Raw genomic sequence first — 21,862 nt, 5'->3', positions numbered from 1 at the left:
AGACGGAGATCATTCCACGGATCCGGTGTAGGCGGCGATGGTGCGGTCCGCGCGGGCACGGGCCTCGGCCTGCGGGGTGCCGGACGCGGCGTCCGCCTCGTACCAGCCTTCCGCGCAGCCGGTCATGAAGTCGCGGGCCTCGTCGGACGCCTGCCACTGCGGGCCGAGGTCCGCCGGGATGTCCTTCCCGGTCGACAGGTGCAGGGAGAGGCCGAGCAGGCCCATGTCCCAGCCGACGCCGACGGCTCCGGGCCCGAACTGATCCCAGTGGTCGTCGACGTGCGTGATGTGCTCCAGCTCGAACCGCGTGGAGCCGTCCCCCTCGGGCGTCAGCCGCACCTCGATCCAGCTCGTCTGGCCGGCGAACTCCCAGGTCGCGAAGAAGCCCTTGGGCGGGTCGCAGCGCTCGACGGTGCCGCCGGCGTTGCCCTCGAGCTGGTACCGGCCGCCGACGCGCAGGTCGCCCGAGACGGGCAGGAACCAGCGCGGGATCCGCTCGGGGTTCGTGACGGCGTCCCACACGTCCTCGACGGGGGCGCCGTAGGTCTGGCCGATGACGACGGCGCGGGCCGTCCCGGCCTCCATCTCGCGCTCGCCGACCCGGCGGCGCACGGCGTTGATCTGCCCGGTCACTTCGATCATGGTTCCTCCTCGGTCCGGCGTGCGCGCCGGCCCCTGGCGATCTCGGTGGCCAGGGCGTCCAGATGCGGCGTCCAGTAGCGGCGGAAGCGGTCGAGCCAGGCGTCGATCTCCTGGAGCGGCGCGGCGCCGACGCTGTACAGGCGCCGCGTCCCGTCCGGCCGGACGACCGCGAAGCCCGCCTCCCGCAGCACCCTGAGGTGCTGCGAGACGGCGGGCTGCGAGATGCCGAACTCCTCCCGGACGACCGACGACACCTCGCCCGAGGACCGCTCGCCGTCGGCGAGCAGTTCGAGGATGCGGCGCCGGACCGGGTCGCCCAGCACATCGAAGGCGTGCACGCCCTCAATATATGGCCTCGGCTTATATAAGCCAAGCCTTAAACACCGAGGCGGGCATGGGTCCGCGGGGTCAGCGTCCGGTGAGGAAGTCCTCGAACGGGACGGGTTCGCCGTACGGGTCGGCCTTCGCGGCGGCGGGGCGCCCGGCGATCGCGGCGGCGAGCTCGGCGCCCGCGCGGGCGATGCGGTCGGGCAGCCCGGTCTCGGCGCTCCCCCAGTCCTCCGAGGCCGCGAACACCGCCGTCGGCATGGTGTTCGCGCGCAGGTAGGCGAACAGCGGGCGCATCGCGAAGTCGATGGCCAGGGAGTGCCGGGCGGTGCCGCCCGTCGCGCCGAGCAGCACCGGCTTGCCTTCGAGGTCCTCGCGCTCGATCACGTCGAAGAACGTCTTGAACAGGCCGCTGTAGGACGCGTTGAAGATCGGCGTCACCGCGATGAGCCCGTCCGCGCCGGTCACCGCCTGGACCGCCGTACGGAACCCGCCCGACGGGAAGCCGGTCAGGTTCGCGTCGACCATCGCGTGGGCGTGGTCGCGCAGCTCGACGGTCTCGACGGCGACGTCCCCGCCGAGCGCCCGCGCGGCCGACTCGGCGAGGCGGTCGGCGAGCAGCCGCGTGGACGACGGCTGCCCGAGCCCCGCCGAGACCACGGCGAGCGTCGTCATCGGGTCACCTCCGCGTTCTCCTTGGCCGCGACCAGCGCCGCGTGCGTCGGCGCGGTCGCCGGGACGTGCGCGGGCCGCAGCGCCTCGAACTCCTTGCGCAGCACTGGGACGACCTCCTCGCCCAGCATGTCGATCTGCTCCAGGACGGTCTTCAGCGGCAGGCCCGCGTGGTCCATCAGGAACAGCTGGCGCTGGTAGTCGCCGAAGTGGTCGCGGAACGTCAGCGTCCGGTCGATGACCTGCTGCGGGCTGCCGACGGTCAGCGGCGTCTCGCGGGTGAAGTCCTCCAGCGACGGCCCGTGCCCGTAGACGGGCGCGTTGTCGAAGTAGGGCCGGAACTCGCGGACGGCGTCCTGGGAGTTCTTCCGCATGAACACCTGGCCGCCGAGGCCGACGATCGCCTGGTCGGCGGACCCGTGCCCGTAGTGCTCGTAGCGGCGCCGGTACAGGCCGATCAGCCGCTGGAAGTGGTCGGTGGGCCAGAAGATGTGGTTCGCGAAGAACCCGTCGCCGTAGTAGGCGGCCTGCTCGGCGATCTCCGGGCTGCGGATCGAGCCGTGCCACACGAACGGGGGCGCTCCGTCCAGCGGGCGCGGCGTCGAGGTGAACGACTGGAGCGGCGTGCGGTACTTGCCCTCCCAGTCGACGACGTCCTCGCGCCAGAGCCGGTGCAGCAGGTGGTAGTTCTCGATGGCGAGCGGGATGCCGTCGCGGATGTCCTTGCCGAACCAGGGGTAGACGGGCCCGGTGTTGCCGCGCCCCATCATCAGGTCCACCCGCCCGTCCGCGAGATGCTGCAGCATCGCGAAGTCCTCGGCGATCTTCACCGGGTCGTTCGTGGTGATCAGCGTGGTGGAGGTCGACAGGATCAGCCGCTCGGTGCGCGCGGCGATGTAGCCGAGCATCGTCGTGGGGGACGACGGCACGAACGGCGGGTTGTGGTGCTCGCCGGTGGCGAAGACGTCGAGGCCGGCCTCCTCGGCCTTGAGCGCGATCGCGACCATCGCCTTGATCCGCTCGGCCTCGGACGGGGTCCGGCCGGTGGTCGGGTCGGTGGTGACATCGCCGACCGTGAAGATCCCGAACTGCATTGCCGGCCTCCAAGTAGTAGAACTTTCAATTACCCTACCGAACCCCGGCCCCCGCCCCCCTATTCCGGTCTGCGGGCCCACGCCGTTCCGGTCGGCCGTCCGCGCTACGGCACGGACCGCTCGAGCGCCTCCAGGAGCCAGAAGTGCAGCGCGCCGAGGGTCACCGGCTCCCCCGTGACCAGGTGGAACAGGTCCCAGTACCGGGCGACGCGGGCATCGCGCTCCACCTCGGAGTCGCACAGGATCCCGCGCCGGAACTCCGGCGTGTCCCTGGCGCCCCTCCCCGCGGCGTGGGCGTCGACGAACCGGTCCAGCGCCGCGCCGGGCCCCGGCGCGGCCCCCGCGAGGACCAGCGGCGCCGCCAGCTCCATCGCCTCGCTCATCCCGGCGAGCAGCGACTCCTCGTCGCCCACCGCCCGCACGTTCGACCGCGCCTGCTCCAGCAGCCTGCGGTTCAGCGACCGGTCCCCGGTCAGGACGACCATCTCGGCGTAGGCGACCACCTGCGCCGGAGACGGATCGGCGGGCGGCGGCGGGACGACCCGCTCCAGGAACGCCTCGACCCTCTCGTCCGGCAGCGGCGCCATGATCCGGCGCAGCCAGAACTCCACCAGCGCGGCGCGCGCGGCACGGCCGTCCTCCGCGGCGGCGAGCAGGTCAAGCCGCGCCGCCCGCTCGCCGGCCGGCGCCGCCTCCACCGCGCCCAGCGCGGCGCGGCGCCAGGCGAGGGCCGACATCTCCGCCTCCAGCGCGGCCCGCTCGGCGGCCACCGCCTCGCCGAGCGACCGCTCCCCCGCCAGGACGTCCCCGATGGCGGGCAGGCCGAGCCCGAGTCCGCGCAGCCGCCGCACGAGCCGCAGCCGGTCGGCGGCCGCCGCGTCGAACCGCCGGTGCCCGCCCGCGCTGCGCGCCGGTTCGAGGATCCCCTCGTCGCAGTAGAACCGGATCGTCCGGACGGGGACGCCGGTCAGCGCCGCCAGATCGCCGATGCCGAGGGACCCCGGTCCTGTGGCGCCGGTCACACTCACTTGAACCTCCACCGGGCTGGAGTTCCTACGGTACGGGCACGACGTCCACGAGGAGGGAGCGAACATGGACGACACGGTCCTCGGCGCCCACCGCATCGCCGAGGCGCTGCGCGAGCACACCGGAGGCATGGCCCGGGCCGTCACCGGCGCGGACCCGGACACCACGGTGCCGACCTGCCCGGAGTGGACCCTGCGGGACCTCGTCGGGCACATCGGCCAGGCGCACCGGTGGGCGGCCGGGTTCATCCGCTCCGGCGAGACCGACCTGGTCACGGAACTGCCCCGGACCGCGCCCGACGCGCCGGAGGACTGGCCCGGCTGGCTGCGCGCCGGCGCGGACGACCTCGTCCGGGTCTTCGAAGCGGACCCGGACCGCACCGTCGCGCACCCGCTCATGGGCCCGCGCCCGGCCGCGATGTGGCTGCGGCGGATGCTGCACGACACGGTCGTCCACCACGCCGACGCCGCCCTCACCGCCGGCATCCGGTTCGAGGTGGCGCCCGACGTCGCCGCCGACGGGATCACCGAGTGGCTGGGCCTGGTGTCCGAGCCCGCCGCCGCGACGCTCCAGCCGAGGCTCGCCGAGTTGCACGGGCGGGGCGAGACGCTGAGCCTGCGCCCGTCCGAGCCGTCCGTGCCCGGGTGGGTGATCACCCGCGCGCCGGACCGGATCGGCTGGGAGCGCGCGGACCGGGACGGCGACATGACCATCGCCGGGCCCGTCCGCGACCTGCTGCTGGTGTTCGCGCGGCGCCTCCCGCCGGACGGCGCGGAGGCGAAGGTGACCGGCGACCGGGCGCTGCTGGACCACTGGCTCGCCCGCACGGCGTTCTGACCTCCACAATGGGGCGATGGCGGACGAGCGGGACGAGTGGAGCGCCGACCCCCGCCGCGACGGCCTGGCCGCGTTCGCGGCGGTCGAGGACGACCGCGCCGGATCGCATCCCGGCGTCCGCCACGTCCGGGCCCTCGGGACGATGTACCGGTTCGACATCCACCATCCGGGCGACGTCGACACCTACCCGGACCGGCAGCGCCAGGAGGTCCGGGGCATGCGGGGGCCGGACGGGCGGGAGCGCCGCGTCGCCGAGGGCGAGACATGGCGGTTCGCCTGGTCCTGGTACCTGGCGGGGGCGCTGCGGGCGACGGCGGCCTTCACGCACGTCCAGCAGTTCTTCGCCTCGGTTCCCGGCGGCGGGCCGGGCGGCGGGCCGGTGCTGGTGACGTCCCTGAGGCGGCGCGGCGGCCGCGACCTGCTGGAGTTGAACGCGATCCGGTCGGGCACCGTCGTCGGCGCCGCCGCCCTCGGCCCGCTCCGCGGCCGGTGGATCGGCGTCGGGATCGAGGCGCGGTTCGCCGCGGCCCCGCACGGGCGCGTCCGCTGGACGATCACGGCCGGCGGGACGGGCGGAGCCGGGGACGCGGTCGTCGACGTCGAGCGCGGCGGGCTCGACCTGGGGCCCGGCACGGCGGGCGTCTCCCCCAAGTGGGGCATCTACCGGTCGCTGAAGGACCCGGCGCGGCTCGGCGACGCGCACCTCCTCATCAAGGATCTTCGTGCCCGCCGGGTGCGACATTTCGGGTGACCGCGGCGATACGGTGCAGGGGCGGCGCCGGAACGGGCCGCCCGGAAAGCCCCCGCGGCCACCGGAGACCCCCTGAGGAGGAACCGTTGAGCCAGCCTTCGACCGCCCCCGGGTCCCTGCGCGACGACGCCGCCGCCCTGCAGGACGACCTCGCCCGGCTCCGCGGCGCGCTGCACCGCGAGCCCGAGCTCGGCCTGGACCTGCCCCGGACCCAGGAGAAGGTGCTCGCGGCCCTCGACGGCCTCCCGCTGGAGATCACCACCGGCGAGCGGCTGACCTCGGTGACGGCGGTGCTGCGCGGCGCCCGCCCGGGCCCGACGGTGCTGCTGCGCGGCGACATGGACGCGCTCCCCGTGACCGAGCGCGGCGACGCCGCCGTGGTCTCGCGGGTCGACGGGGTGATGCACGCCTGCGGCCACGACCTGCACACCACGATGCTGGCGGGCGCGGCGCGGCTGCTCGCGGCCCGGCGCGACGACCTCGCGGGGAACGTGGTGTTCATGTTCCAGCCCGGCGAGGAGGGCCTCGGCGGCGCGCGGATCATGATCGAGGAGGGCGTGCTCGAGGCGTCCGGCGAGCGCCCCGTCGCCGCCTACGCGCTGCACGTGTTCTCCGCGGCGCTGCCGCAGGGGATGTTCGTGACCCGGGGCGGGCCGATCATGGCGGCCGCGGACCGGCTGCGGGTCACCGTCCGGGGCGTCGGCGGGCACGGGTCCATGCCGCACCTGGCGAAGGACCCGCTGCCGGCCGCCTGCGAGATGGTCACCGCGCTGCAGACGATGGTGACCCGCGCGTTCGACCCGTTCGACCCGGTGGTGCTGACGATCGGATCGTTCCACTCCGGCACGATGGACAACGTGATCCCGGACGAGGCGAGCTTCTCCGGCACCGTCCGGTCCTTCTCCCCGGCGTCGCACGAGAAGCTGAAGGAGCGGACGGTCGAGCTGGTGCAGGGCCTCGCCAGGGCGCACGGCCTCGACGTCGACGTCAGTTACGTCCAGGACTACCCGGTGACGGTCAACGACGGCGCCGAGGCCGCGTTCATGGCCGACACCATCCGGGAGGTCTACGGCGAGGACCGCTACTTCGACTCGCCGCAGCCGTTCCCCGCCTCCGAGGACTTCTCGTTCGTGTGCGACGAGGTACCGTCGGCCTTCGTCGTGATGGGCGCCTGCCCGTCCGACGCCGACCCGGGCAAGGCCGCCGTGAACCACTCCGCCGACGCCCGCTACGACGACGCCGTGCTGGCGGACGGCGCCGCGCTCTACGCCGAGCTGGCCGCCCGGCGGCTGGCGCGGGAGAACTGACCGGCACGGGGAACCGACACGGGACCGGCGCGGAGCAGCCGAAACATTCCGGCCCGCCCGGTCGTCAGACTGGGGGGCGGGGCGGACCCGCCCGCCGGACGGCATGGAACGGGACGGGGCGGGACCGGCGGTCCCCCGCGGCGGATCGGAGGGCGCCGGTGTTCATCGGGCTGCTGACGGCGGTGGGCGCGTCGGCCTGCTACGGGACGGGATCGGTCCTGCAGGCGCTCGGCGCCAGGCGGTCCGCGGCGCGCGAGACCGTCGCGGGCTGCGGATCCACCGAGTACGGCGGGCCGAGCCTGTCCTCCACCGCCAAGGCCGTCGTGACGTGGGAGTTCATCGTCGGGACGGTGCTGGACACGGCCGGCTTCGGGCTCGGCGCGCTGTCGGCGAAGCTGGTGCCGCTGTTCCTGTCCCAGACGGTGATCAGCGCGAACCTGGTGATCACCGCGGTGCTCGGCATCTGGGTCCTCGGGATCCGGCTGGTCCGGCCGGAGTGGATCTCGATCGGCGTGGTGTGCGCCGCGCTGGTGCTGCTCGCCGGCACTGCCGGGCACGAGGGCGCGGGGCGCGTCGCGATCGGCTGGCACTGGGGGCTGCTCGCGGTGTCGGTGCTGCTCGTCGCCGCCGCGCTGCCGATCGTCCGGCTGATGGGATCGCGCGCCGCGATCCCCGCGGGCCTGCTGTCGGGGCTGTGCTTCGGCGCCGTGGGCGTCGGCGTCCGGATCCTCAACGGCACCGACCCGTTCGCCTGGCGGGACCTGCTCGGCGACCCCGCCCTGTACGCGATCGCGATCGCGGGCCTCGGCGGGATGTACTTCCACACGCTCGCGCTGCAGATCGGGTCGATCAACGGCGCGACGGCGGCGCTGGTGGCGGGCGAGACGGTCGTCCCGGGGATCATCGGCGTGCTGTGGCTCGGGGACGCCTCGCGGGACGGCATGGCGGTGCCGGCGGGCATCGGGTTCGTGCTGGCCGTCGCCGGCGCGGTGGCGGTCGCCTGGTACGGCAACCCGCACGCCCCCGGCGTCCCCGAACCCGAACCTGCCGGGAACGTCGGAGGCTGAAGGGCCGCCGGGCGCTCAGCCCTCGTGGACGGCCTGGATCTCCAGGGCGATCGCGATCGTGTCGCCGAGCATGACCTTGTCGCCCTGCAGCGGCACGTTGAACTCGATGCCGAAGTCGCGGCGGCTGATGGACGCGGTCGCGGTGAAGCCGGCACGGGTGCCGCCCCACGGGTCGGACCCGACGCCGTGGAACTCGGTCAGCAGCCGGACCGGCCGCGTGACGTCCTTGACCGTCAGCTCGCCGTCCAGGTGGTAGCGGGGGCGCTTGGCCCGGCGGCCGATCGTGGCGCGTTCCACCCCGGTCCCCCGGAACGTCATGACCGGATGGCGCTGGACGTCCAGGAAGTCGGCCGAGCGGACGTGCTCGTCGCGCTCGGCGCTGCGGGTGTCGATGGAGGCCATCCTGATCTCCGCCCGCGCGGTGGAGTCCATCGGGTCGCCGCCGACCACGACCTCGCCGCCGAAGTCGGGGAACGAGCCGCGGACGGTGGTCATCAGGTGCCGGATCGTGAAGGTGATCTCGGAGTGGACCGGGTCGATGGTCCAGCGGCCCGGCGCGAGGCCCCCCGCCTCGTCCCCCATGACAAATCCCCCTAAAGAGCGCAATCAGGTTCAAACACGAAAAGTTACCGTAAACCAGTCCATGATCGTTGTGACGGCGCGGTCAGGGGGAATGCTCACCAGATGATCGGCGAACACGTGCTGGCCGGATACGTCCACGACGCGGGCGGCCGGGAGGCCCTGGACCTGGCGCGCGCCATCGTCGCCCTCACCGGCGGCGAGCTGAGCGTCGCCACCGTCCACCCGCCGGACCGCGCGGGCGCCGCCGGCGAGGCCCACGCCCTCCTGGAACAGGCCGCCGAGCTGCTCGGCGAGCAGCCGGCCGAGCTGCTCGTCCAGGAGAGCCGCAGCGTGGGCCGCGGCCTCACCGCGCTCGCCGGCCGGATCGGCGCCGACCTGATCGTCGTCGGCTCCCCGGAGGGCGGCGCGCGGGGCCGGATCGGCGTCGGCGCCGCCGCCGACCACCTGCTGCACTCCGCCACCGAGGCCGTCATGCTCGCGCCCGCCGGCTACGCGCCGCCCGACGAGCTCGGCCGCATCACCGTCATGTACGTCCGCCGCCCCCAGTGCGACGAGGCCGTGATCCGCGCCGCCCAGGCCGCCGACCGGCTCGACGTCCCGCTCCGCCTCGTCACCCTCGCCATCGGCGACGTCGACGCCGAGCGGCTCCGCGACGACCTGGCGCTCGCCATCCGCCTGGCCGTCGAGTCCGCCGAACTGCCGCCCGAGGACGTCACCGCCGACCTGGCCGAGGGCGACGACGTCGCCGACGCCCTCGACGACCTCGACTGGCCGGAGGGCGAGCTGCTGGTCCTCGCGTCCAGCGAGGACGCCGCCGCTCACCGCGTCTTCCTCGGCGAGGTGGCCGTCAAGGTGCTGCGGGCCGCCCCCTGCCCGGTGACCATCCTGCCGAGAGGCTACTTCTGACGGGCCGCGTCCGACGGGGCTACCCCTGAGTAGCCCGTTATGACCGCTTTCCCAGAACGGCTTGCCGCCCCCGGTTTACCTCGACTACATTCCAGCGAGACCGGAACGTGACCTTGGAACGGGGCACGGGCCGGATCCCCGGTCGGGCGCCCGCTGCCCGAGTCGGCGAGTCGGCAGGGAGCGAGATGGACCCGATCGGCAAGAAGCTGCTCGACGTGGCGCAGGCCCAGCTCGGATACACCGAGCACGGCAGCGGCTACACCAAGTTCGGCGACTGGTACGCCAAGCACATCGACGGCGACCACGACTCGTACTTCAAGACGGCCCCGTGGTGCGACATGTTCCTCGCCTGGGCCGCCGACAAGGCCGACGTCGCCGAGCAGGCCGGGCAGTTCGCCTCCACCGTCGACCACGCCAAGTGGTTCAAGGAGCACGGCGCCTGGGGCCACACCCCCGAGCCCGGCGCCCTCGTCTTCTACGACTGGTCCGGCTCCGGCGACATCGACCAGATCGACCACGTCGGCATCGTCGAGAAGGTCGACGGGCACACCCTCCACACCATCGAGGGCAACGCCGACGGCTACAAGCTCATGCGCAAGACCCGCGGCATGGACGACGTCGTCGGGTTCGGCTACCCGGGCAAGATCCAGGTCACCGACGCCAAGTACACCCCCAAGCACGCCGCTCCCGCCACCACCGTCGACAAGGTCGGCGACCCGGCCGCCACGACGCACACCCACGAGGAGCAGCACAGCGGCAACGGCGGCCAGCAGCTCCCCGCGCAGGACGTCGTCCTCGGCGGCATCCTCGCCTTCGTCCTCTGCGGCACCGTCGCCCTCGCCGCCGGACGCGCCGCCGCCGCGAAGGCCCCCACCACGCCGCCCATCCGGGTCCGCAAGCGCGGCAAGCACCACCGGCCCTCCACGCCCGTCGCCCTCCCGGCCGACGTCACCCCCGCCGACCTAAACGCCGCGGACGCCGGCACCACCGTCATGCCCGCCCTGTCCCTCGCCGCCGCCCACGAGGCCGAGGACCGCGAGTTCTGGGGCCGCATCGCCCACCTCGAGGAGGACAACGAGCTCGCGTTCTGGAACTCGCTGCACGCGGAGGCCACCGAGTCGGCCACCGAGCCGGCCGCCGGCTCCGCGGCTGACGAGTACGCAACCACTCCCGGATTCCGCTAGAGTTGTCCATGCGCGCTGGGGGAAACCCCGGAGCCGACAAGCGGACGTGGCTCAGTTGGTAGAGCATCACCTTGCCAAGGTGAGGGTCGCGGGTTCGAATCCCGTCGTCCGCTCTGAGAGGTCCGTGAGGCCTCGCTCTGGTGGAGTGGCCGAGAGGCGAGGCAACGGCCTGCAAAGCCGTGTACACGGGTTCAAATCCCGTCTCCACCTCGCAGTGCACGCAGAGCAGTACAGGCAAGGGCGATTAGCTCAGTGGGAGAGCGCTACCTTGACACGGTAGAGGTCACTGGTTCAATCCCAGTATCGCCCACGCACGAATGAGGAGTGGTGAACCCGCGGAGAGCGCGGGCGCACCACTCCTTTCGTCGTACTGACGCGACCTCCGAGGCGGGGCCCCTTCCGGTCGCCGCTCAGCCGTGCGGTTCCGGGGCCTGGACGGCCTTGGCGGCGGCCTCGGCCAGGCGCATCGACTGCGCGCAGCGCTCGGCGCCGGACACGGCTCCGGCGACGGTCACGTTCAGCGTCTCCACCTTCCGGTCCCCGTGGTACCGGAACGTCCGGTGGACGACGTCCGTCTCGCATCCCTCCTCTTCGTCCGGCCACACGAACGCGGGCCGGCCCGCCAGGCGGGTCGGGCGACCGCCCTGGCCGTCCAGCGGGTCGCCCTGGTCGAACAGGAGCTTCACCCTGAGGCGCCCCGCGCCGGACCAGTCGCAGCCCCAGTGCCCGAAACGCGGCTCGGGCCGCGGAGCGGGAGCGGGCGGGGTCCGCAGGACGGAGGCGCCGAGCAGCGTGCAGGCGTCCCGGTGGATCAGCGAGTTCCCCGGGCGGTGCGACCGGCGCCGGGCAATCGGACCGCGATGGAGCACACCGGCCGCGTGCTCGGCGGCCGCGTCGGCGATGGCGCACAGCGGCGCGCGGCGCGACTCCTGCTTCGCCGCGACGTCGACGGTGCCGCCTCCCCCGGCGGCGGGCAGCAGGATCTCGCGATGGCACTCCCGGCCCTCCTGCGCCTCGGCGACGACCCGGAACCCGTGGAGATCGCGGACCGGCCCGGCGGGCGTCTCGTCCGCCGCGGCGAGGAGTTGCAGCTCCACGTCCACCTCCTCCTGGCCCCCCGGCCGAACGGTGACGTCGCACCGGTCGAAGCCGCCGTAGTAGGGGTCCGGCCTCGTCTCGCCGAACCGCGCGACGGCGTTGGGATCGGCGAGCGCGCACGGATCGGCCGACCGCTGATCCCCTATGTACGCGCGCGGCGTGCCGCCGGGCTTCCCGAGGATGCCGGACGGCAAGAGGAGGACGGCCGCCGACAGCGCGAGCGCCGGCACGGGCGCCACCGCGACCAGGGTGAGGACCCTGCGGCCGCGCCGCCGGGCCGGATCGGGGTCGGTCCTGGTCTCGCACGGCGGTTCCAGCCCCGCGCGCACCTCCGCCAGGCTCGGCCGCTTGGCCGGGTTCGGGTGCAGCATCCGCTTGACCAGGGCGCGGAGCGGCCCGGTCTCCCTGGCCAGGGCACCCCTGCGGCGCGCACCGGCGCCGCGCCCCGGAGAGCGGCCGGCGATGAGGGCGTGCAGGGTGACGCCGAGGGAGTAGACGTCCGACGCCGGTTCGGGCGCCCCGAGAGGGACCTCGGGAGCGGCGTAGCCGGGCGTGTAGGCGAGGGGGCCGTTCGGGGTGATCGTTCCGCTGCCGTGCAGGCGGTACGCGGCGCCGAAGTCGGCCAGCTTCGCGGTGCCGTCGCGGTCGAGGAGGATGTTCCCGGGCTTGATGTCGCAGTGCACGATCTCCTTCGCGTGCAGCGCCTCCAGCGCGCCGGCGACCTGGGCGCAGAGGCGCGCCGCCTCCCACGGGGGGCGCGGCCTCCCGTCCGCCAGGCTGCCGCCCGGCACGTAGGACATGACGAGCCAGGACTCGGGATCCTCCGCCGGGCCGGTGAAGACCGCGTCGTACAGGGTGACCACGTGCGGGTGCTCGAACTTCGCCAGCGCGCGGGCCTCGGCGCGCAGCAGGGCGGCGCCGGCCCGGCCGGCGTACTTCGGGCCCGGCCGTTTGACGACCACGTCACGGCCCAGGACGACGTCCCTGGCGAGCCACACCTCGCCCGTCGCTCCCCCGACGAGCGTCCGGACGAGCCGGTAGCGGTCGGCGACCACGTCTCCCTCGCGCACGGGCGCTCCTCTCGGCGGGGGGAAATGACACGTTCCGTGCGCGGCCGAATCTACTGTGTGACCGCCGGGACGCGCGGCGTTTCCGGGCTCCCCGCCGGGGGAGGCACTCTTCCGTGATCATGACGGAGGGGGCGCGGGCGTGGTCTGGCTGATCCTCATCGGCGCCGGGCTGATGGAGACGGTGTGGGCGGCGGCGCTGGAGGCGTCCCACCAGTTCTCCCGGGCGGGGCCGACCGTCCTGTTCCTGGTGGCGCTCGCGCTGAGCATGGTCGGGCTCGGGCACGCGCTCCAGTCGCTGCCGCTCGGGACCGCGTACGCGGTGTGGACGGGGATCGGCGCGGTCGGCGCGGCGGTGTACGGGATGGCGGTCCTGCACGACCCGGTGACGTTCGCCCGGATCGTGTGCCTGCTGCTGATCGTCGCCGGGGTCGTCGGGCTGCGCTTCGCCGCGGCCTGACCGGCCGCCCGATCAGCCGCCCGACCGGAGGAGGGCGGGCAGGTCGGCGACGGACTCCAGCAGATGGGTGTGGCGGTGCCGGCCCAGTTCGGCGGCCGGGGTGGCGCCGGTGGTCACCGCGACGACGTAGCGGACGCCGGCGTTGCGGCCCGCGGCGAGGTCGTTGGGGGTGTCGCCCGCGGCGAGGACGCGGTCCACGCCCCGCACGGCGGCCAGTTCCATCGCCCGGAAGATCATGTAGGGGGCGGGGCGGCTCGCGGTGACGTCGTCGGCGGTGACCAGGCCGTCGACGGTGCCGGGGACGGTCCAGTCCAGCGCGTCCAGGATCGACAGGGCGATGTCGCGGGAGTAGCCGGTCTGGAGCACGACCCTGACGCCCGCGGCGCGCAGTTCCGCGATCGCCTCGGCGACGCCGGGGAGGGCCTTCGGGGGGGCGTCGGCGTAGGACTTGGCGAGGCGGGCGCTGAAGTCGGCGTAGACCGTCTCGACGTCGCCGGCGGGGGCCGTGCCGGTCAGTTCGGTCAGCAGGCCGGCGACGGCCTCGTGCTTGCTGGTGCCGGTCCAGCGGTGCAGCACGTCGGCGGGGACGGGGCGGCCGAGGTGCGCCGCGACGGCCCGGTCGAGGGCGGCGTAGACGGCGCCGCCCTCCTGGACGGTGGTGCCGGCCATGTCGAGCGCGGCGAGTTCGAAGGTCACAGGGCCTCTCCTGTCTCGGGGACGGTGCGGACGAGCGCGAGGTGGTGCGCCCGCTCGTTGGCGATGGTGAAGGTGGCGCGGTCGGGCCGGTAGCGGTCGTCGGCGTATTCGACGGGACGGCCGTCGGTGGTGCTCGCGGTGCGGCGCTCGCGCAGCAGCGGGCCGCCCTTCGGGACGCCGAGCAGGCGGGCGTCCTCGGCCGGGGCGGCGATCGCGTCGATGGTGTGGGTGGCGGCGACGATCTCCACGCCCCGGGCCAGCAGGCCCGCGTAGATGGAGCCGGCGTCGGTGTCGAACTCGAACAGCAGCAGGCCGATGTCGAGCGCGAACGTGCTGCGCTCCAGCATGACCGGCTCGTCGTCGAGCAGCCGGAGCCGCAGCACGTCGATGACCGGCTCGCCCGGCTCGAGCCCCAGCGCGTCGGCGGCGATCGGGTCGGCGCCGCGCCGGGCCAGCTCGATGGTGCGCTGGCCGGGCCGGTGCCCGGACCGCTCGACCCACGCGGAGAAGGACAGGAACGTCTCGAACGGCTGGCCCATCGGCCGCCGCCGGACGATGGGGCGGCGGCCCTGGCCGCCCTCGATGAGGCCCTCGTTGCGCAGCGTGGACAACGCCTGCCGGACGGTGCCCCGCGAGGTTCCGAACTCCTCGACGAGCCGGGCCTCCGACGGCAGCGGCTCCCCCACGGCGAGGGCGCCGGACACGATCCGTTCCCGCAGCGCGTCGGCGAGCCTGGCGTGCAGTGATCCCGACGTCATGGCCTGACCATACAAGGACCGGAAGCCGTCCTGTCAACGTGCGGGAACGTCCATATTTTCCCAGGTGAACAGCCGGTTAACTTGTTTGTACAAGTCCCTTCGCCTGGTTGACGGGCGGCCGGGCGCGCCCCGAGTCTCGGAGCCATGACCCCCCTTCCTGCCACCCCCGTCGACCTGCTCGTGGTCGGCGCCGGCGTCGTCGGGCTGGCGCACGCCGTCGAGGCGCACCTGCGCGGGCTGACGGTCGCCGTCGTCGACCGCGACGCCTTCGCGGCGGGCGCCTCCGTCCGCAACTTCGGCCATGTCTGCGTGACGGCCCAGGACGGTGACGCGCTCCGGTACGCGCTGGCCGGGCGCGAGCGCTGGCTCTGGCTGGCCGCCAAGGCGGGCTTCGACGTGGTCGAGGCCGGCACGCTGGTGGTCGCGCGGCGGCCGGAGGAGATGGCCGTGCTGGAGGAGTTCGCCGCGGTGCGGGGCGGCGAGCAGGTGCGGCTGCTCGACGCGGCCGGCGTCGCGCGGCGGCTGCCCGGCGCGGAGGCGCTCGGCGGCGCGCACCTGCCGCTCGACCTGCGGCTGGACTCGCCCACCGCGATCCCCGCGCTGGCCGGCTGGCTGGCCGGTCAGGGCGTGCCGATCGCGCGGCGCACCAGCGTGCTCGCGGTGGAGCCGGGACTGGTCCGCACGTCGCGCGGCGACGTCCGGGCCGCCCGGACGGTCCTCGCGGTCGGCCACGACCTGGACCGGCTGCTGCCGGACGTCGCCGACGCGGCCGGGATGACCCGCTGCCTGCTGCGGATGCTGGAGGTCGCCCCGCCGGGCGGCGTCCGGGTGGCGCCGGGCGTGCTGACCGGGCTGTCGCTGCTGCGCTACGGCGGGTTCACGGCGCGGCCGGCCGCCGCCGCACTGCGGGAGGCCGTCGCCGCGGAGGCGCCCGAACTGCTGGACGCCGGCGTGAACCTGATGTTCACGCAGCGTCCGGACGGCGCGATCGTGCTCGGCGACACCCACCACTACTCCGCCACCCACGCCCCGTTCGACGACGAGGACACGGCGGCGCTGCTGCTGCGCGAGGGCGCGCGGCTGCTCGGCGCCCCGTCCCTGCGCGTGCTGCGCCGCTGGCGGGGGCAGTACGCCTCGTCGGCGCTGACCGACGTGCTCGACGCGGAGGTGGCGAGCGGCGTCCGCGCCGTGTCCGTCACCTCCGGCATCGGAATGACGATCGCCCACGGACTGGCCCCGACCGTCCTGGACTCCCTCCTCTGACCTCTGACCCCATGAAAGGCCCTTCCATGCGCCGTTTCCGGCTCTCCCTCGCGCTGGCCGCGCTCGTCCCCGCGGCCGCCCTCGCCCTGACCGGCTGCGGCGACGGCTCGTCCGGCGCCGCGAAGGGGTCCTGCCCCGGCGGCAAGGTCCGCTTCGGCGTCGAGCCGTTCGAGGACGCCGCCAAGCTGACGCCCGCGTACAAGACGCTGGGCAAGGCCCTGGAGGCCAAGCTCGGCTGCCCCGTCGAGGTGCAGATCGTGCAGGGCTACTCCGCCGAGGTCCTCGCGCTGCAGAACAAGAAGCTCGACGTGGCGCAGTTCGGCCCGCTCGGGTTCGTGTTCGCGTCGCAGCGCACCGGCGCCGAGCCCGTCGTGTCCTTCGGCAACCCGGACAGGTCCGTGTCGACCTACAAGGCCGGCATCTGGGTGAAGAAGGACAGCCCGATCGCGTCCGTCGCCGACCTCAAGGGCCGCACCCTCGCGCTCTCGGACGCGGGGTCGACGTCGGGCGACGCGCTGCCCCGCTACGCCATCCGGAAGGCGGGGCTGTCGGAGTCCGACGTCAAGCTCCAGTACGCCGGCGGCCACCCGCAGTCGCTGCTCGCGCTGACCTACGGCAAGGTCGACGCCGCGGAGATCAACACGCAGCAGCAGGCCACCTCGACGTCGGAGCACCAGTTCGACGCCGCGAAGTACAAGCAGATCTGGGCGTCCGACCCGATCCCGAACGACCCGATCACCGTCGCCAAGGGCCTCGACCCGGCGTTCAAGAGCAAGCTCGTCTCCGCGCTGACCACGCTGTCCCCGCAGGACGTGGCGAAGGCGGGAGCGTTCCTCGACGTCGAGCCCGGCCCGCTCGTGCCGGTGACGAAGCAGACCTACCAGCCGCTGTTCGACCTGGCTCGGACGCTCGGCCTGACCGAGAAGAACCTGTAGCGCCATGACCGCGAACGCGCTCACGGTCCGCGGCCTGCGCAAGTCCTTCGGCGGCCGCACGGTGCTGTCCGGCTTCGACCTCGACGTGGCCCCCGGGGAGGTGGTCGCGCTCCTCGGGGCCAACGGGTCGGGCAAGTCGACCGCGCTGAAGTGCGTGGTCGGGCTCGTCCGCCCCGACGCGGGGCGGGCCGGGGTGTTCGGCACCGACCTGCTCGACGGGTCCCGGGCGGCCGACCGCGCCCGCACCCGCGTCGCCATGGTGTTCCAGCAGATCCACCTGGTGCGGCGGAGGACGGCGCTGGACAACGTCTGCGCGGGCGCGCTCGGCCGGCTGCCGCTGCGCCGGTCCTGGGCGCCCGCCGCCTTCCCGCGCGAGCTGCGCGAGGAGGCGATGGCGTGCCTGCACCGGGTCGGCCTGGCCGACCGGGCGCACGAGCGGGTCGCCGCGCTGTCCGGCGGGCAGCAGCAGCGGGTCGCGCTCGCCCGCGCCCTGTGCCAGCGCGCGGAGGTGCTGCTGGCCGACGAGCCGGTCTCCGCGCTGGACCCGTCCGCCGCCGAGAACGTCATGGCCGTGATGACGGACCTCGCCCGGTCGGAGTCGATCGCGGTCGCGGCGGTGCTGCACCAGCCGGAGCTGGCCCGCCGCCACGCCGACCGCCTGGTCGGGCTGCGCGGCGGCCGGATCGCGTTCGCCGGCCCGGCCGCGGAGGTGCCCCAGGAACAGGTGTCCGCCCTCTACACCGCGGACGAGGAGGTCCACGCATGAGCGTTCTCGTGACCGAGCGCGCCCCCGAACGGCTGCCCGTGCCGCGCAGGCGGCGCAGCCCCCGCACGCTGGCGATCGGCGGCGCCGTCGTCGCCGTCCTCGTGGCGCTGCACGTCGCCGCGTGGATCGGCACCGGCATGGATCCCGGGATGCTGGTCGACGGCTGGCACGGCATGGTCCGCTTCGTCTCCGAGGCCGTCCCGCCCGACCTCGCCTGGGACCCCGTCGTCAAGGACGGCCTGCACGCCTGCCTGGTGACGCTGTGGATCGGGCTGCTCGGGACGACGCTGTCCATCCCGTTCACGGTCGTGCTGTGCGCGCTCGGGTCGCGCGCCGTCAACGGCAACGGCGCCGTCTACCAGGCGGCGCGGGGCGTCATGTCGTTCCTGCGCGCCGTGCCGGACGTGGTGTTCGCGCTGGTCTTCGTGACCGCGGTCGGGCTCGGCCCGTTCGCCGGGGTCCTCGCGCTGGTCTGCAACAACACCGGTGTGATGGGCAAGCTGTGGTCGGAGGCGATGGAGGAGGTCGACGACGGCCCGGCGCAGGCGCTGCGGATCGCCGGCGCGAGCCGCGCGCAGCTGGTCGCGCACGCGGTGCTGCCGGCGTGCGTGCCGCAGCTGGTCGGCCTGGTGCTGTACCGGCTGGACGTCAACGTGCGCGCGTCGCTGGTGCTCGGCCTGGTCGGCGCCGGGGGCATCGGGTTCCTCATCAACCAGTCGATCCAGGAGTTCCGGTTCGACCAGATGCTCACCTACATCCTGATGGTGCTCGTCCTGGTCGTGGCGGTGGACCTGCTCAGCTCCTTCGTCCGGCGCAGGCTCGCACCGTGACCGCGCGCCGGGGCCCGGTCGCCATGGTGTGGCCGGGCGTGGGCGGGCGCCACCGGGCCGTCGCGGTGGATCCGCCGGACCCGGCGCCGGGCGAGGCGCTGGTCGAGGTGGAGCTCGCGACGATCTGCGGTTCGGACCTGCACACCGTCTCCGGGCGCCGGCCCGGGCCCGCGCCCGGGGTGCTCGGCCACGAGACCGTCGGACGGGTCGTCCGCCTCGGGGACGGCCCGGCGCCGCGCGACGTCCGGGGACGGGACGTCGCGGTCGGGGACCGGGTCGCGGTCGGGATCTACGCGGCGTGCGGCGCGTGCCCGCGCTGCCGCCGGGGCCTGCCGCAGAAGTGCGAGCGGCTGTTCAAGTACGGTCACGCGGCGCTGGCGGAGGCGGGGCCGCTGTCGGGCGGCTACGCCAGCCACGTGCTCGTCCGCGCCGGCACGCCGCTCGCGGTGGTGCCCCCGGACCTCCCGGCCGCGCTGGCGGCGCCGCTCGGCTGCGCGACGGCGACGGCGGTCGCGGCCGTGTCGGCGGGCGGCGCCGGGGTGGCCGGGCTGAACGCCACGGTCTGCGGCGCGGGCCTGCTCGGCCTGCTGGCGACCGCGATGCTCGCCGGGCGGGGCGCGGCGGTCACGGCCGTCGATCCCGATCCCGGACGCCGCGCGACCGCGATGCTGATGGGCGCCGAGAACGCGGTCGGTCCCGCCGCCGAGCCGCCGCCCGCCGATCTCTACATCGAGCTGTCCGGGGCGCCCGCCGCCGCCCGGTCCGCGGTGGCGCGCACCGCGACCGGCGGGACCGTCGTGCTCGCCGGGACGGTCTCGCCCGGCGCGCCGCTGGACTGGGAGGCGCAGGACCTGGTGCGGGGCCTGCTCACGGTGCGGGGCGTCCACAACTACGCGCCCGCGGACCTCGCGGAGGCCGCCACCTGGACCGAGTCCGCCGCCGCCCGCCTTCCCGTCGAGGCGCTGCTCGGCGCCGTCCACCCGCTGGACGACCTGGACGCCGCGCTCGCGGAGGCGGCGCGGTCGGCCTCGGTCCGCGTGGGCGTGGCTCCGCGCGCGTGACCGGAAATCGATGCGGGCCGCCGGGCGTTGCAGTGGGGCAACCGTCTTCGCGAAAGGTGTCCCATGCGTGTCGAGATCTGGTCCGACGTCATCTGCCCCTGGTGCTACATCGGGAAGCGCCAGTTCGAGCGGGCGCTCGGCGGTTTCGAGCACCGCGACCGGATCGAGATCGCCTACCGGGCGTTCCAGCTCGACCCGTCCTACCCGGCGGGGAAGACGGAGGACGTGGCGGACATGCTGTCCGCGAAGTTCGGCATGGCACGTGACCAGGCCGTCCAGATGAACCGGCAGATGGAGGAGCGCGCCGCCGGAGTCGGGCTGGAGTACCACCTGGAGGGCGGGCGGGTGGGCAACACCGCCGACGCCCACCGGCTCGTGCACCTGGCGGGCGAGCAGGGCGTGCAGGGCGACGTGGTCGAGGCCCTCTACAAGGCGCACTTCACCGACCGGCGCTCGGTGTTCGACCGCGACTCGCTGGTCGAGGTCGCCGCGGAGGCCGGGCTGGACGCGGCGGCGGCCCGCGACGTGCTCGCGTCCGGGAAGTTCGCCGCCGAGGTGGAGGCCGACCAGCACGAGGCGCGGCGGCTCGGCGCGACCGGCGTCCCGTTCTTCGTCATCGACCGCCGTTACGGCGTGTCCGGCGCGCAGCCCGCGGAGGCGTTCGCACAGGCCCTCGACCGCGCCTGGAGCGAGCCGCGCTGACGGGCCGCCCTGACGGGCCGCTGACGGGCCCGAAGGTTCCGGGAATGCCGCCGGGACGGATTCCGGCGGGCGACCGCGCGTCCCCGCTCCGTCACCCCGCGGACACGGAACGCGCGTGGTCATCGCGGTGCGGGCCCGTGCGGACGGGTCGCCGGACACCCGGCCCGAGCGGGGCGTCAAGGCGGGAACATAATCTGATTCGGATGTCGACACACGGGGCCGGAAACGTCTATTTTTGACGAATCTTCAGCCTGAACCAGCGAGGGGGCCCCGTGCAGACTCGAGCGGCGATCCTGTGGGACAAGAACACCGAATGGAGCGTCGAGGACATCGAACTCGACGACCCCAAGGCGGGTGAGGTCAAGGTCAAGCTCGCGGCGTCCGGCCTGTGCCACTCCGACGAGCACATGGTCACCGGTGACATGGTGATCGACAAAGAGATCGCCGACCTGATGGGCTGGAAGCAGTTCCCGGTGATCGGCGGGCACGAGGGCGCCGGCGAGATCGTCGAGGTCGGCCCGGGCGTCACCTCGGTGAAGGAGGGCGACCACGTCGTCCTGTCCTTCATCCCGGCGTGCGGCCGCTGCCCGTCCTGCGCGCAGGGCCGCCAGCACATCTGCGACCTCGGCGCCTTCCTGCTGTCGGGCCGGCAGATCAGCGACATGACCTCGCGGCACCACTCCAAGAACGGCGAGGACCTCGGCACGATGTGCTGCACCGGCACGTTCGAGCCGTACACGGTGGTCAACGAGTCGTCCGTCATCAAGATCGACGACTGGATCCCGCTCGACAAGGCCGCGCTGGTCGGCTGCGGCGTCACCACCGGCTGGGGCTCGGCGGTCAACGCCGCCGGCGTGCGGGCCGGCGACACCGTCGTGGTGATCGGGATCGGCGGCATCGGCATGAACGCGGTGCAGGGCGCGGCGATGGCCGGCGCCCGGCACGTCATCGCGGTCGACCCGGTCGAGTGGAAGCGGGAGAAGGCCACCAGCGTCTTCGGCGCCACGCACAGCGCCGCCTCCATCGAGGAGGCCCAGGCGATGGTCGCGGAGATGACCTGGGGCGCCAACGCCGACAAGGTCATCCTGACCGTGGGGACGGCCACCGGCGACCTCATCGGCCCGATGATGGGCATGGTCACCAAGGGCGGCCGCGGCGTCGTCACGGCCGTCGCGCCGGTCATGCAGGAGGACGTCAAGCTCAACCTGTTCGACCTGGCGATGCAGCGCAAGGAGCTGGTCGGCTGCATCTTCGGCAACGCCAACCCGCGCCGCGACGTCACCCGCCTCCTGCGCCTGTACGAGGAGGGCAAGCTCAAGCTGGACGAGCTGGTCACCAAGACCTACACCCTGGACGAGGTCAACCAGGGCTACCAGGACATGCGGGACGGCAAGAACATCCGCGGCCTGATCAAGTACTGACCGGCCGCCGCACGGCGCCCCGGAACGGGAGAGGCCGCCGCGAGGACGCACCGTCCCCGCGGCGGCCTTCTCACGCCCCGGCCCCTGCCCGGCATGCCCCGGTTCAGGCGCCGGGGAAGAACGGCTCCAGGAAGGCGTCGACCTGGCGGCGGTCGTACCCGCGCAGCGAGACGCCGAAGGCCGGGCGCTCGATCCCGTCGGCGCTCCCGGCGCCGGCGGCCGCGGCGAGCCGCCGGAAGTAGTCGCGCACCTGCACGGCGTCGTATCCACGCAGCCTCACCGTGAACGGGAGCGGGGAGCCCGACTCGAACGCCTTCAGTTGCGCGACCCGCTCCGGCGGGAGGCTTCGCCACATCACCATGGCCGGACGCTAGCAGCCCCTCGGCGGCATCTCCGGCTGAACCGACGAA

General features: G+C 74.0%; 24 protein-coding genes and 3 tRNA genes. 17 read left to right on the top strand and 10 right to left on the bottom strand.

Translation table 11 applies throughout. From position 1 onward, the window contains the following. Window positions 1-9: 9 nt before the first annotated feature. The 5 genes from J4557_RS27170 to J4557_RS27150 form a co-directional block, all read right to left on the bottom strand. Window positions 10-642, bottom strand: a complete 633-nt coding sequence (locus J4557_RS27170; RefSeq protein WP_208269580.1) for an SRPBCC family protein — start codon at window positions 640-642, stop codon at window positions 10-12. Next, complete coding sequence (locus J4557_RS27165) at window positions 639-980, bottom strand: ArsR/SmtB family transcription factor (RefSeq protein ID WP_208269579.1); 342 nt, start codon at window positions 978-980, stop codon at window positions 639-641. Before J4557_RS27165 ends, J4557_RS27170 begins: the two co-directional genes overlap by 4 nt. 70 nt (window positions 981-1,050) lie before the next feature. Continuing rightward, window positions 1,051-1,644, bottom strand: coding sequence for an FMN reductase (locus tag J4557_RS27160; protein ID WP_208269578.1), 594 nt, complete (start codon window positions 1,642-1,644; stop codon window positions 1,051-1,053). Further along, the gene (locus J4557_RS27155) at window positions 1,641-2,735 is read right to left on the bottom strand and encodes an LLM class flavin-dependent oxidoreductase (protein ID WP_208269577.1); all 1,095 of its coding nucleotides are present in this window, start codon (window positions 2,733-2,735) and stop codon (window positions 1,641-1,643) included. Before J4557_RS27155 ends, J4557_RS27160 begins: the two co-directional genes overlap by 4 nt. 104 nt (window positions 2,736-2,839) lie before the next feature. Continuing rightward, the gene (locus J4557_RS27150; protein ID WP_208269576.1) at window positions 2,840-3,763 is read right to left on the bottom strand and encodes a MerR family transcriptional regulator; all 924 of its coding nucleotides are present in this window, start codon (window positions 3,761-3,763) and stop codon (window positions 2,840-2,842) included. A gap of 64 nt (window positions 3,764-3,827) precedes the next feature. On the opposite strand from J4557_RS27150, the gene J4557_RS27145 reads away from it, so the two are divergent. The 4 genes from J4557_RS27145 to J4557_RS27135 all read left to right on the top strand — a co-directional run bounded on the left by J4557_RS27145 (window position 3,828) and on the right by J4557_RS27135 (window position 7,723). Then, window positions 3,828-4,598 (top strand): maleylpyruvate isomerase family mycothiol-dependent enzyme, encoded by a 771-nt coding sequence (locus tag J4557_RS27145; RefSeq protein WP_208269575.1) that lies wholly within the window; start codon window positions 3,828-3,830, stop codon window positions 4,596-4,598. A 16-nt stretch (window positions 4,599-4,614) separates the two neighbouring features. Further along, a complete protein-coding gene (locus J4557_RS49900) occupies window positions 4,615-5,349 on the top strand; it encodes a hypothetical protein (protein WP_243776410.1) in 735 nt (244 codons plus the stop codon). Between the two features lie 86 nt (window positions 5,350-5,435). Beyond that, window positions 5,436-6,656 (top strand): M20 metallopeptidase family protein, encoded by a 1,221-nt coding sequence (locus J4557_RS27140; RefSeq protein WP_243776409.1) that lies wholly within the window; start codon window positions 5,436-5,438, stop codon window positions 6,654-6,656. A 158-nt stretch (window positions 6,657-6,814) separates the two neighbouring features. Next, window positions 6,815-7,723, top strand: a complete 909-nt coding sequence (locus tag J4557_RS27135; RefSeq protein WP_208269573.1) for a DMT family transporter — start codon at window positions 6,815-6,817, stop codon at window positions 7,721-7,723. Window positions 7,724-7,738: 15 nt separating this feature from the next. On the opposite strand, the gene J4557_RS27130 is transcribed toward J4557_RS27135, so the two are convergent. Then, a complete protein-coding gene (locus J4557_RS27130; protein ID WP_208269572.1) occupies window positions 7,739-8,305 on the bottom strand; it encodes a YceI family protein in 567 nt (188 codons plus the stop codon). A gap of 102 nt (window positions 8,306-8,407) precedes the next feature. Between J4557_RS27130 and J4557_RS27125 the strand changes: the two genes are divergently transcribed. The 5 genes from J4557_RS27125 to J4557_RS27105 all read left to right on the top strand — a co-directional run bounded on the left by J4557_RS27125 (window position 8,408) and on the right by J4557_RS27105 (window position 10,705). Further along, a complete protein-coding gene (locus tag J4557_RS27125; protein WP_208269571.1) occupies window positions 8,408-9,211 on the top strand; it encodes a universal stress protein in 804 nt (267 codons plus the stop codon). Between the two features lie 185 nt (window positions 9,212-9,396). Further along, window positions 9,397-10,395: a CHAP domain-containing protein gene (locus J4557_RS27120; protein ID WP_208269570.1), complete on the top strand. Its 999-nt coding sequence runs from the start codon at window positions 9,397-9,399 to the stop codon at window positions 10,393-10,395. A 40-nt stretch (window positions 10,396-10,435) separates the two neighbouring features. Continuing rightward, window positions 10,436-10,508: transfer RNA gene (locus J4557_RS27115), tRNA-Gly, on the top strand. A 26-nt stretch (window positions 10,509-10,534) separates the two neighbouring features. Then, window positions 10,535-10,605: transfer RNA gene (locus tag J4557_RS27110), tRNA-Cys, on the top strand. 28 nt (window positions 10,606-10,633) lie between these two features. Beyond that, a tRNA-Val gene (locus tag J4557_RS27105) sits at window positions 10,634-10,705 on the top strand. Between the two features lie 100 nt (window positions 10,706-10,805). On the opposite strand, the gene J4557_RS27100 is transcribed toward J4557_RS27105, so the two are convergent. Then, complete coding sequence (locus J4557_RS27100; protein WP_208269569.1) at window positions 10,806-12,563, bottom strand: serine/threonine-protein kinase; 1,758 nt, start codon at window positions 12,561-12,563, stop codon at window positions 10,806-10,808. A 139-nt stretch (window positions 12,564-12,702) separates the two neighbouring features. On the opposite strand from J4557_RS27100, the gene J4557_RS27095 reads away from it, so the two are divergent. Further along, window positions 12,703-13,020: a DMT family transporter gene (locus J4557_RS27095; protein WP_208269568.1), complete on the top strand. Its 318-nt coding sequence runs from the start codon at window positions 12,703-12,705 to the stop codon at window positions 13,018-13,020. Between the two features lie 12 nt (window positions 13,021-13,032). Here the strand turns inward: J4557_RS27095 and J4557_RS27090 are convergent, their stop codons facing one another. Further along, a complete protein-coding gene (locus J4557_RS27090; protein ID WP_208269567.1) occupies window positions 13,033-13,716 on the bottom strand; it encodes a phosphonatase-like hydrolase in 684 nt (227 codons plus the stop codon). Further along, complete coding sequence (locus J4557_RS27085) at window positions 13,713-14,474, bottom strand: GntR family transcriptional regulator (protein WP_208269566.1); 762 nt, start codon at window positions 14,472-14,474, stop codon at window positions 13,713-13,715. Before J4557_RS27085 ends, J4557_RS27090 begins: the two co-directional genes overlap by 4 nt. Window positions 14,475-14,618: 144 nt before the next feature. Between J4557_RS27085 and J4557_RS27080 the strand changes: the two genes are divergently transcribed. The 7 genes from J4557_RS27080 to J4557_RS27050 all read left to right on the top strand — a co-directional run bounded on the left by J4557_RS27080 (window position 14,619) and on the right by J4557_RS27050 (window position 21,452). Continuing rightward, window positions 14,619-15,737 (top strand): TIGR03364 family FAD-dependent oxidoreductase, encoded by a 1,119-nt coding sequence (locus J4557_RS27080; protein WP_208269565.1) that lies wholly within the window; start codon window positions 14,619-14,621, stop codon window positions 15,735-15,737. 26 nt (window positions 15,738-15,763) lie between these two features. After that, window positions 15,764-16,672: a phosphate/phosphite/phosphonate ABC transporter substrate-binding protein gene (locus J4557_RS27075; protein ID WP_208269564.1), complete on the top strand. Its 909-nt coding sequence runs from the start codon at window positions 15,764-15,766 to the stop codon at window positions 16,670-16,672. A 4-nt stretch (window positions 16,673-16,676) separates the two neighbouring features. Then, window positions 16,677-17,438, top strand: a complete 762-nt coding sequence (locus J4557_RS27070; protein WP_208269563.1) for a phosphonate ABC transporter ATP-binding protein — start codon at window positions 16,677-16,679, stop codon at window positions 17,436-17,438. Then, complete coding sequence (phnE, locus tag J4557_RS27065; protein ID WP_208269562.1) at window positions 17,435-18,268, top strand: phosphonate ABC transporter, permease protein PhnE; 834 nt, start codon at window positions 17,435-17,437, stop codon at window positions 18,266-18,268. Before J4557_RS27070 ends, phnE begins: the two co-directional genes overlap by 4 nt. Continuing rightward, window positions 18,265-19,329 (top strand): alcohol dehydrogenase catalytic domain-containing protein, encoded by a 1,065-nt coding sequence (locus J4557_RS27060; protein WP_208269561.1) that lies wholly within the window; start codon window positions 18,265-18,267, stop codon window positions 19,327-19,329. The genes phnE and J4557_RS27060 overlap by 4 nt, the downstream gene beginning before the upstream one ends. Before the next feature lie 63 nt (window positions 19,330-19,392). After that, window positions 19,393-20,031, top strand: coding sequence for a DsbA family oxidoreductase (locus J4557_RS27055; protein WP_208269560.1), 639 nt, complete (start codon window positions 19,393-19,395; stop codon window positions 20,029-20,031). A 272-nt stretch (window positions 20,032-20,303) separates the two neighbouring features. Then, window positions 20,304-21,452 carry an NDMA-dependent alcohol dehydrogenase gene (locus J4557_RS27050; protein WP_151545285.1) on the top strand — a complete coding sequence of 383 codons (1,149 nt, stop codon included), beginning with the start codon at window positions 20,304-20,306 and terminating at the stop codon, window positions 21,450-21,452. 103 nt (window positions 21,453-21,555) lie between these two features. On the opposite strand, the gene J4557_RS27045 is transcribed toward J4557_RS27050, so the two are convergent. After that, window positions 21,556-21,813 (bottom strand): DivIVA domain-containing protein, encoded by a 258-nt coding sequence (locus J4557_RS27045; protein ID WP_208269559.1) that lies wholly within the window; start codon window positions 21,811-21,813, stop codon window positions 21,556-21,558. Window positions 21,814-21,862: the final 49 nt, after the last annotated feature.

This window comes from Actinomadura nitritigenes, from assembly GCF_017573545.1.
Taxonomy (GTDB): domain Bacteria; phylum Actinomycetota; class Actinomycetes; order Streptosporangiales; family Streptosporangiaceae; genus Spirillospora; species Spirillospora nitritigenes.
The sequence above is the reverse complement of the archived record's forward strand: the minus strand, read 5'-3'. Positions and strand labels throughout refer to the sequence as shown.

Coding starts and splice junctions, on each gene's coding strand:
- J4557_RS27120 (WP_208269570.1), top strand. CDS start 9,397: ATGGACCCGATCGGCAAGAAGCTGCTCGACGTGGCGCAGGCCCAGCTC.
- J4557_RS27085 (WP_208269566.1), bottom strand. CDS start 14,474: ATGACGTCGGGATCACTGCACGCCAGGCTCGCCGACGCGCTGCGGGAA.
- J4557_RS49900 (WP_243776410.1), top strand. CDS start 4,615: ATGGCGGACGAGCGGGACGAGTGGAGCGCCGACCCCCGCCGCGACGGC.
- J4557_RS27045 (WP_208269559.1), bottom strand. CDS start 21,813: ATGGTGATGTGGCGAAGCCTCCCGCCGGAGCGGGTCGCGCAACTGAAG.
- J4557_RS27080 (WP_208269565.1), top strand. CDS start 14,619: ATGACCCCCCTTCCTGCCACCCCCGTCGACCTGCTCGTGGTCGGCGCC.
- J4557_RS27055 (WP_208269560.1), top strand. CDS start 19,393: ATGCGTGTCGAGATCTGGTCCGACGTCATCTGCCCCTGGTGCTACATC.
- J4557_RS27170 (WP_208269580.1), bottom strand. CDS start 642: ATGATCGAAGTGACCGGGCAGATCAACGCCGTGCGCCGCCGGGTCGGC.
- J4557_RS27075 (WP_208269564.1), top strand. CDS start 15,764: ATGCGCCGTTTCCGGCTCTCCCTCGCGCTGGCCGCGCTCGTCCCCGCG.
- J4557_RS27160 (WP_208269578.1), bottom strand. CDS start 1,644: ATGACGACGCTCGCCGTGGTCTCGGCGGGGCTCGGGCAGCCGTCGTCC.
- phnE (WP_208269562.1), top strand. CDS start 17,435: ATGAGCGTTCTCGTGACCGAGCGCGCCCCCGAACGGCTGCCCGTGCCG.
- J4557_RS27070 (WP_208269563.1), top strand. CDS start 16,677: ATGACCGCGAACGCGCTCACGGTCCGCGGCCTGCGCAAGTCCTTCGGC.
- J4557_RS27130 (WP_208269572.1), bottom strand. CDS start 8,305: ATGGGGGACGAGGCGGGGGGCCTCGCGCCGGGCCGCTGGACCATCGAC.
- J4557_RS27145 (WP_208269575.1), top strand. CDS start 3,828: ATGGACGACACGGTCCTCGGCGCCCACCGCATCGCCGAGGCGCTGCGC.
- J4557_RS27125 (WP_208269571.1), top strand. CDS start 8,408: ATGATCGGCGAACACGTGCTGGCCGGATACGTCCACGACGCGGGCGGC.
- J4557_RS27155 (WP_208269577.1), bottom strand. CDS start 2,735: ATGCAGTTCGGGATCTTCACGGTCGGCGATGTCACCACCGACCCGACC.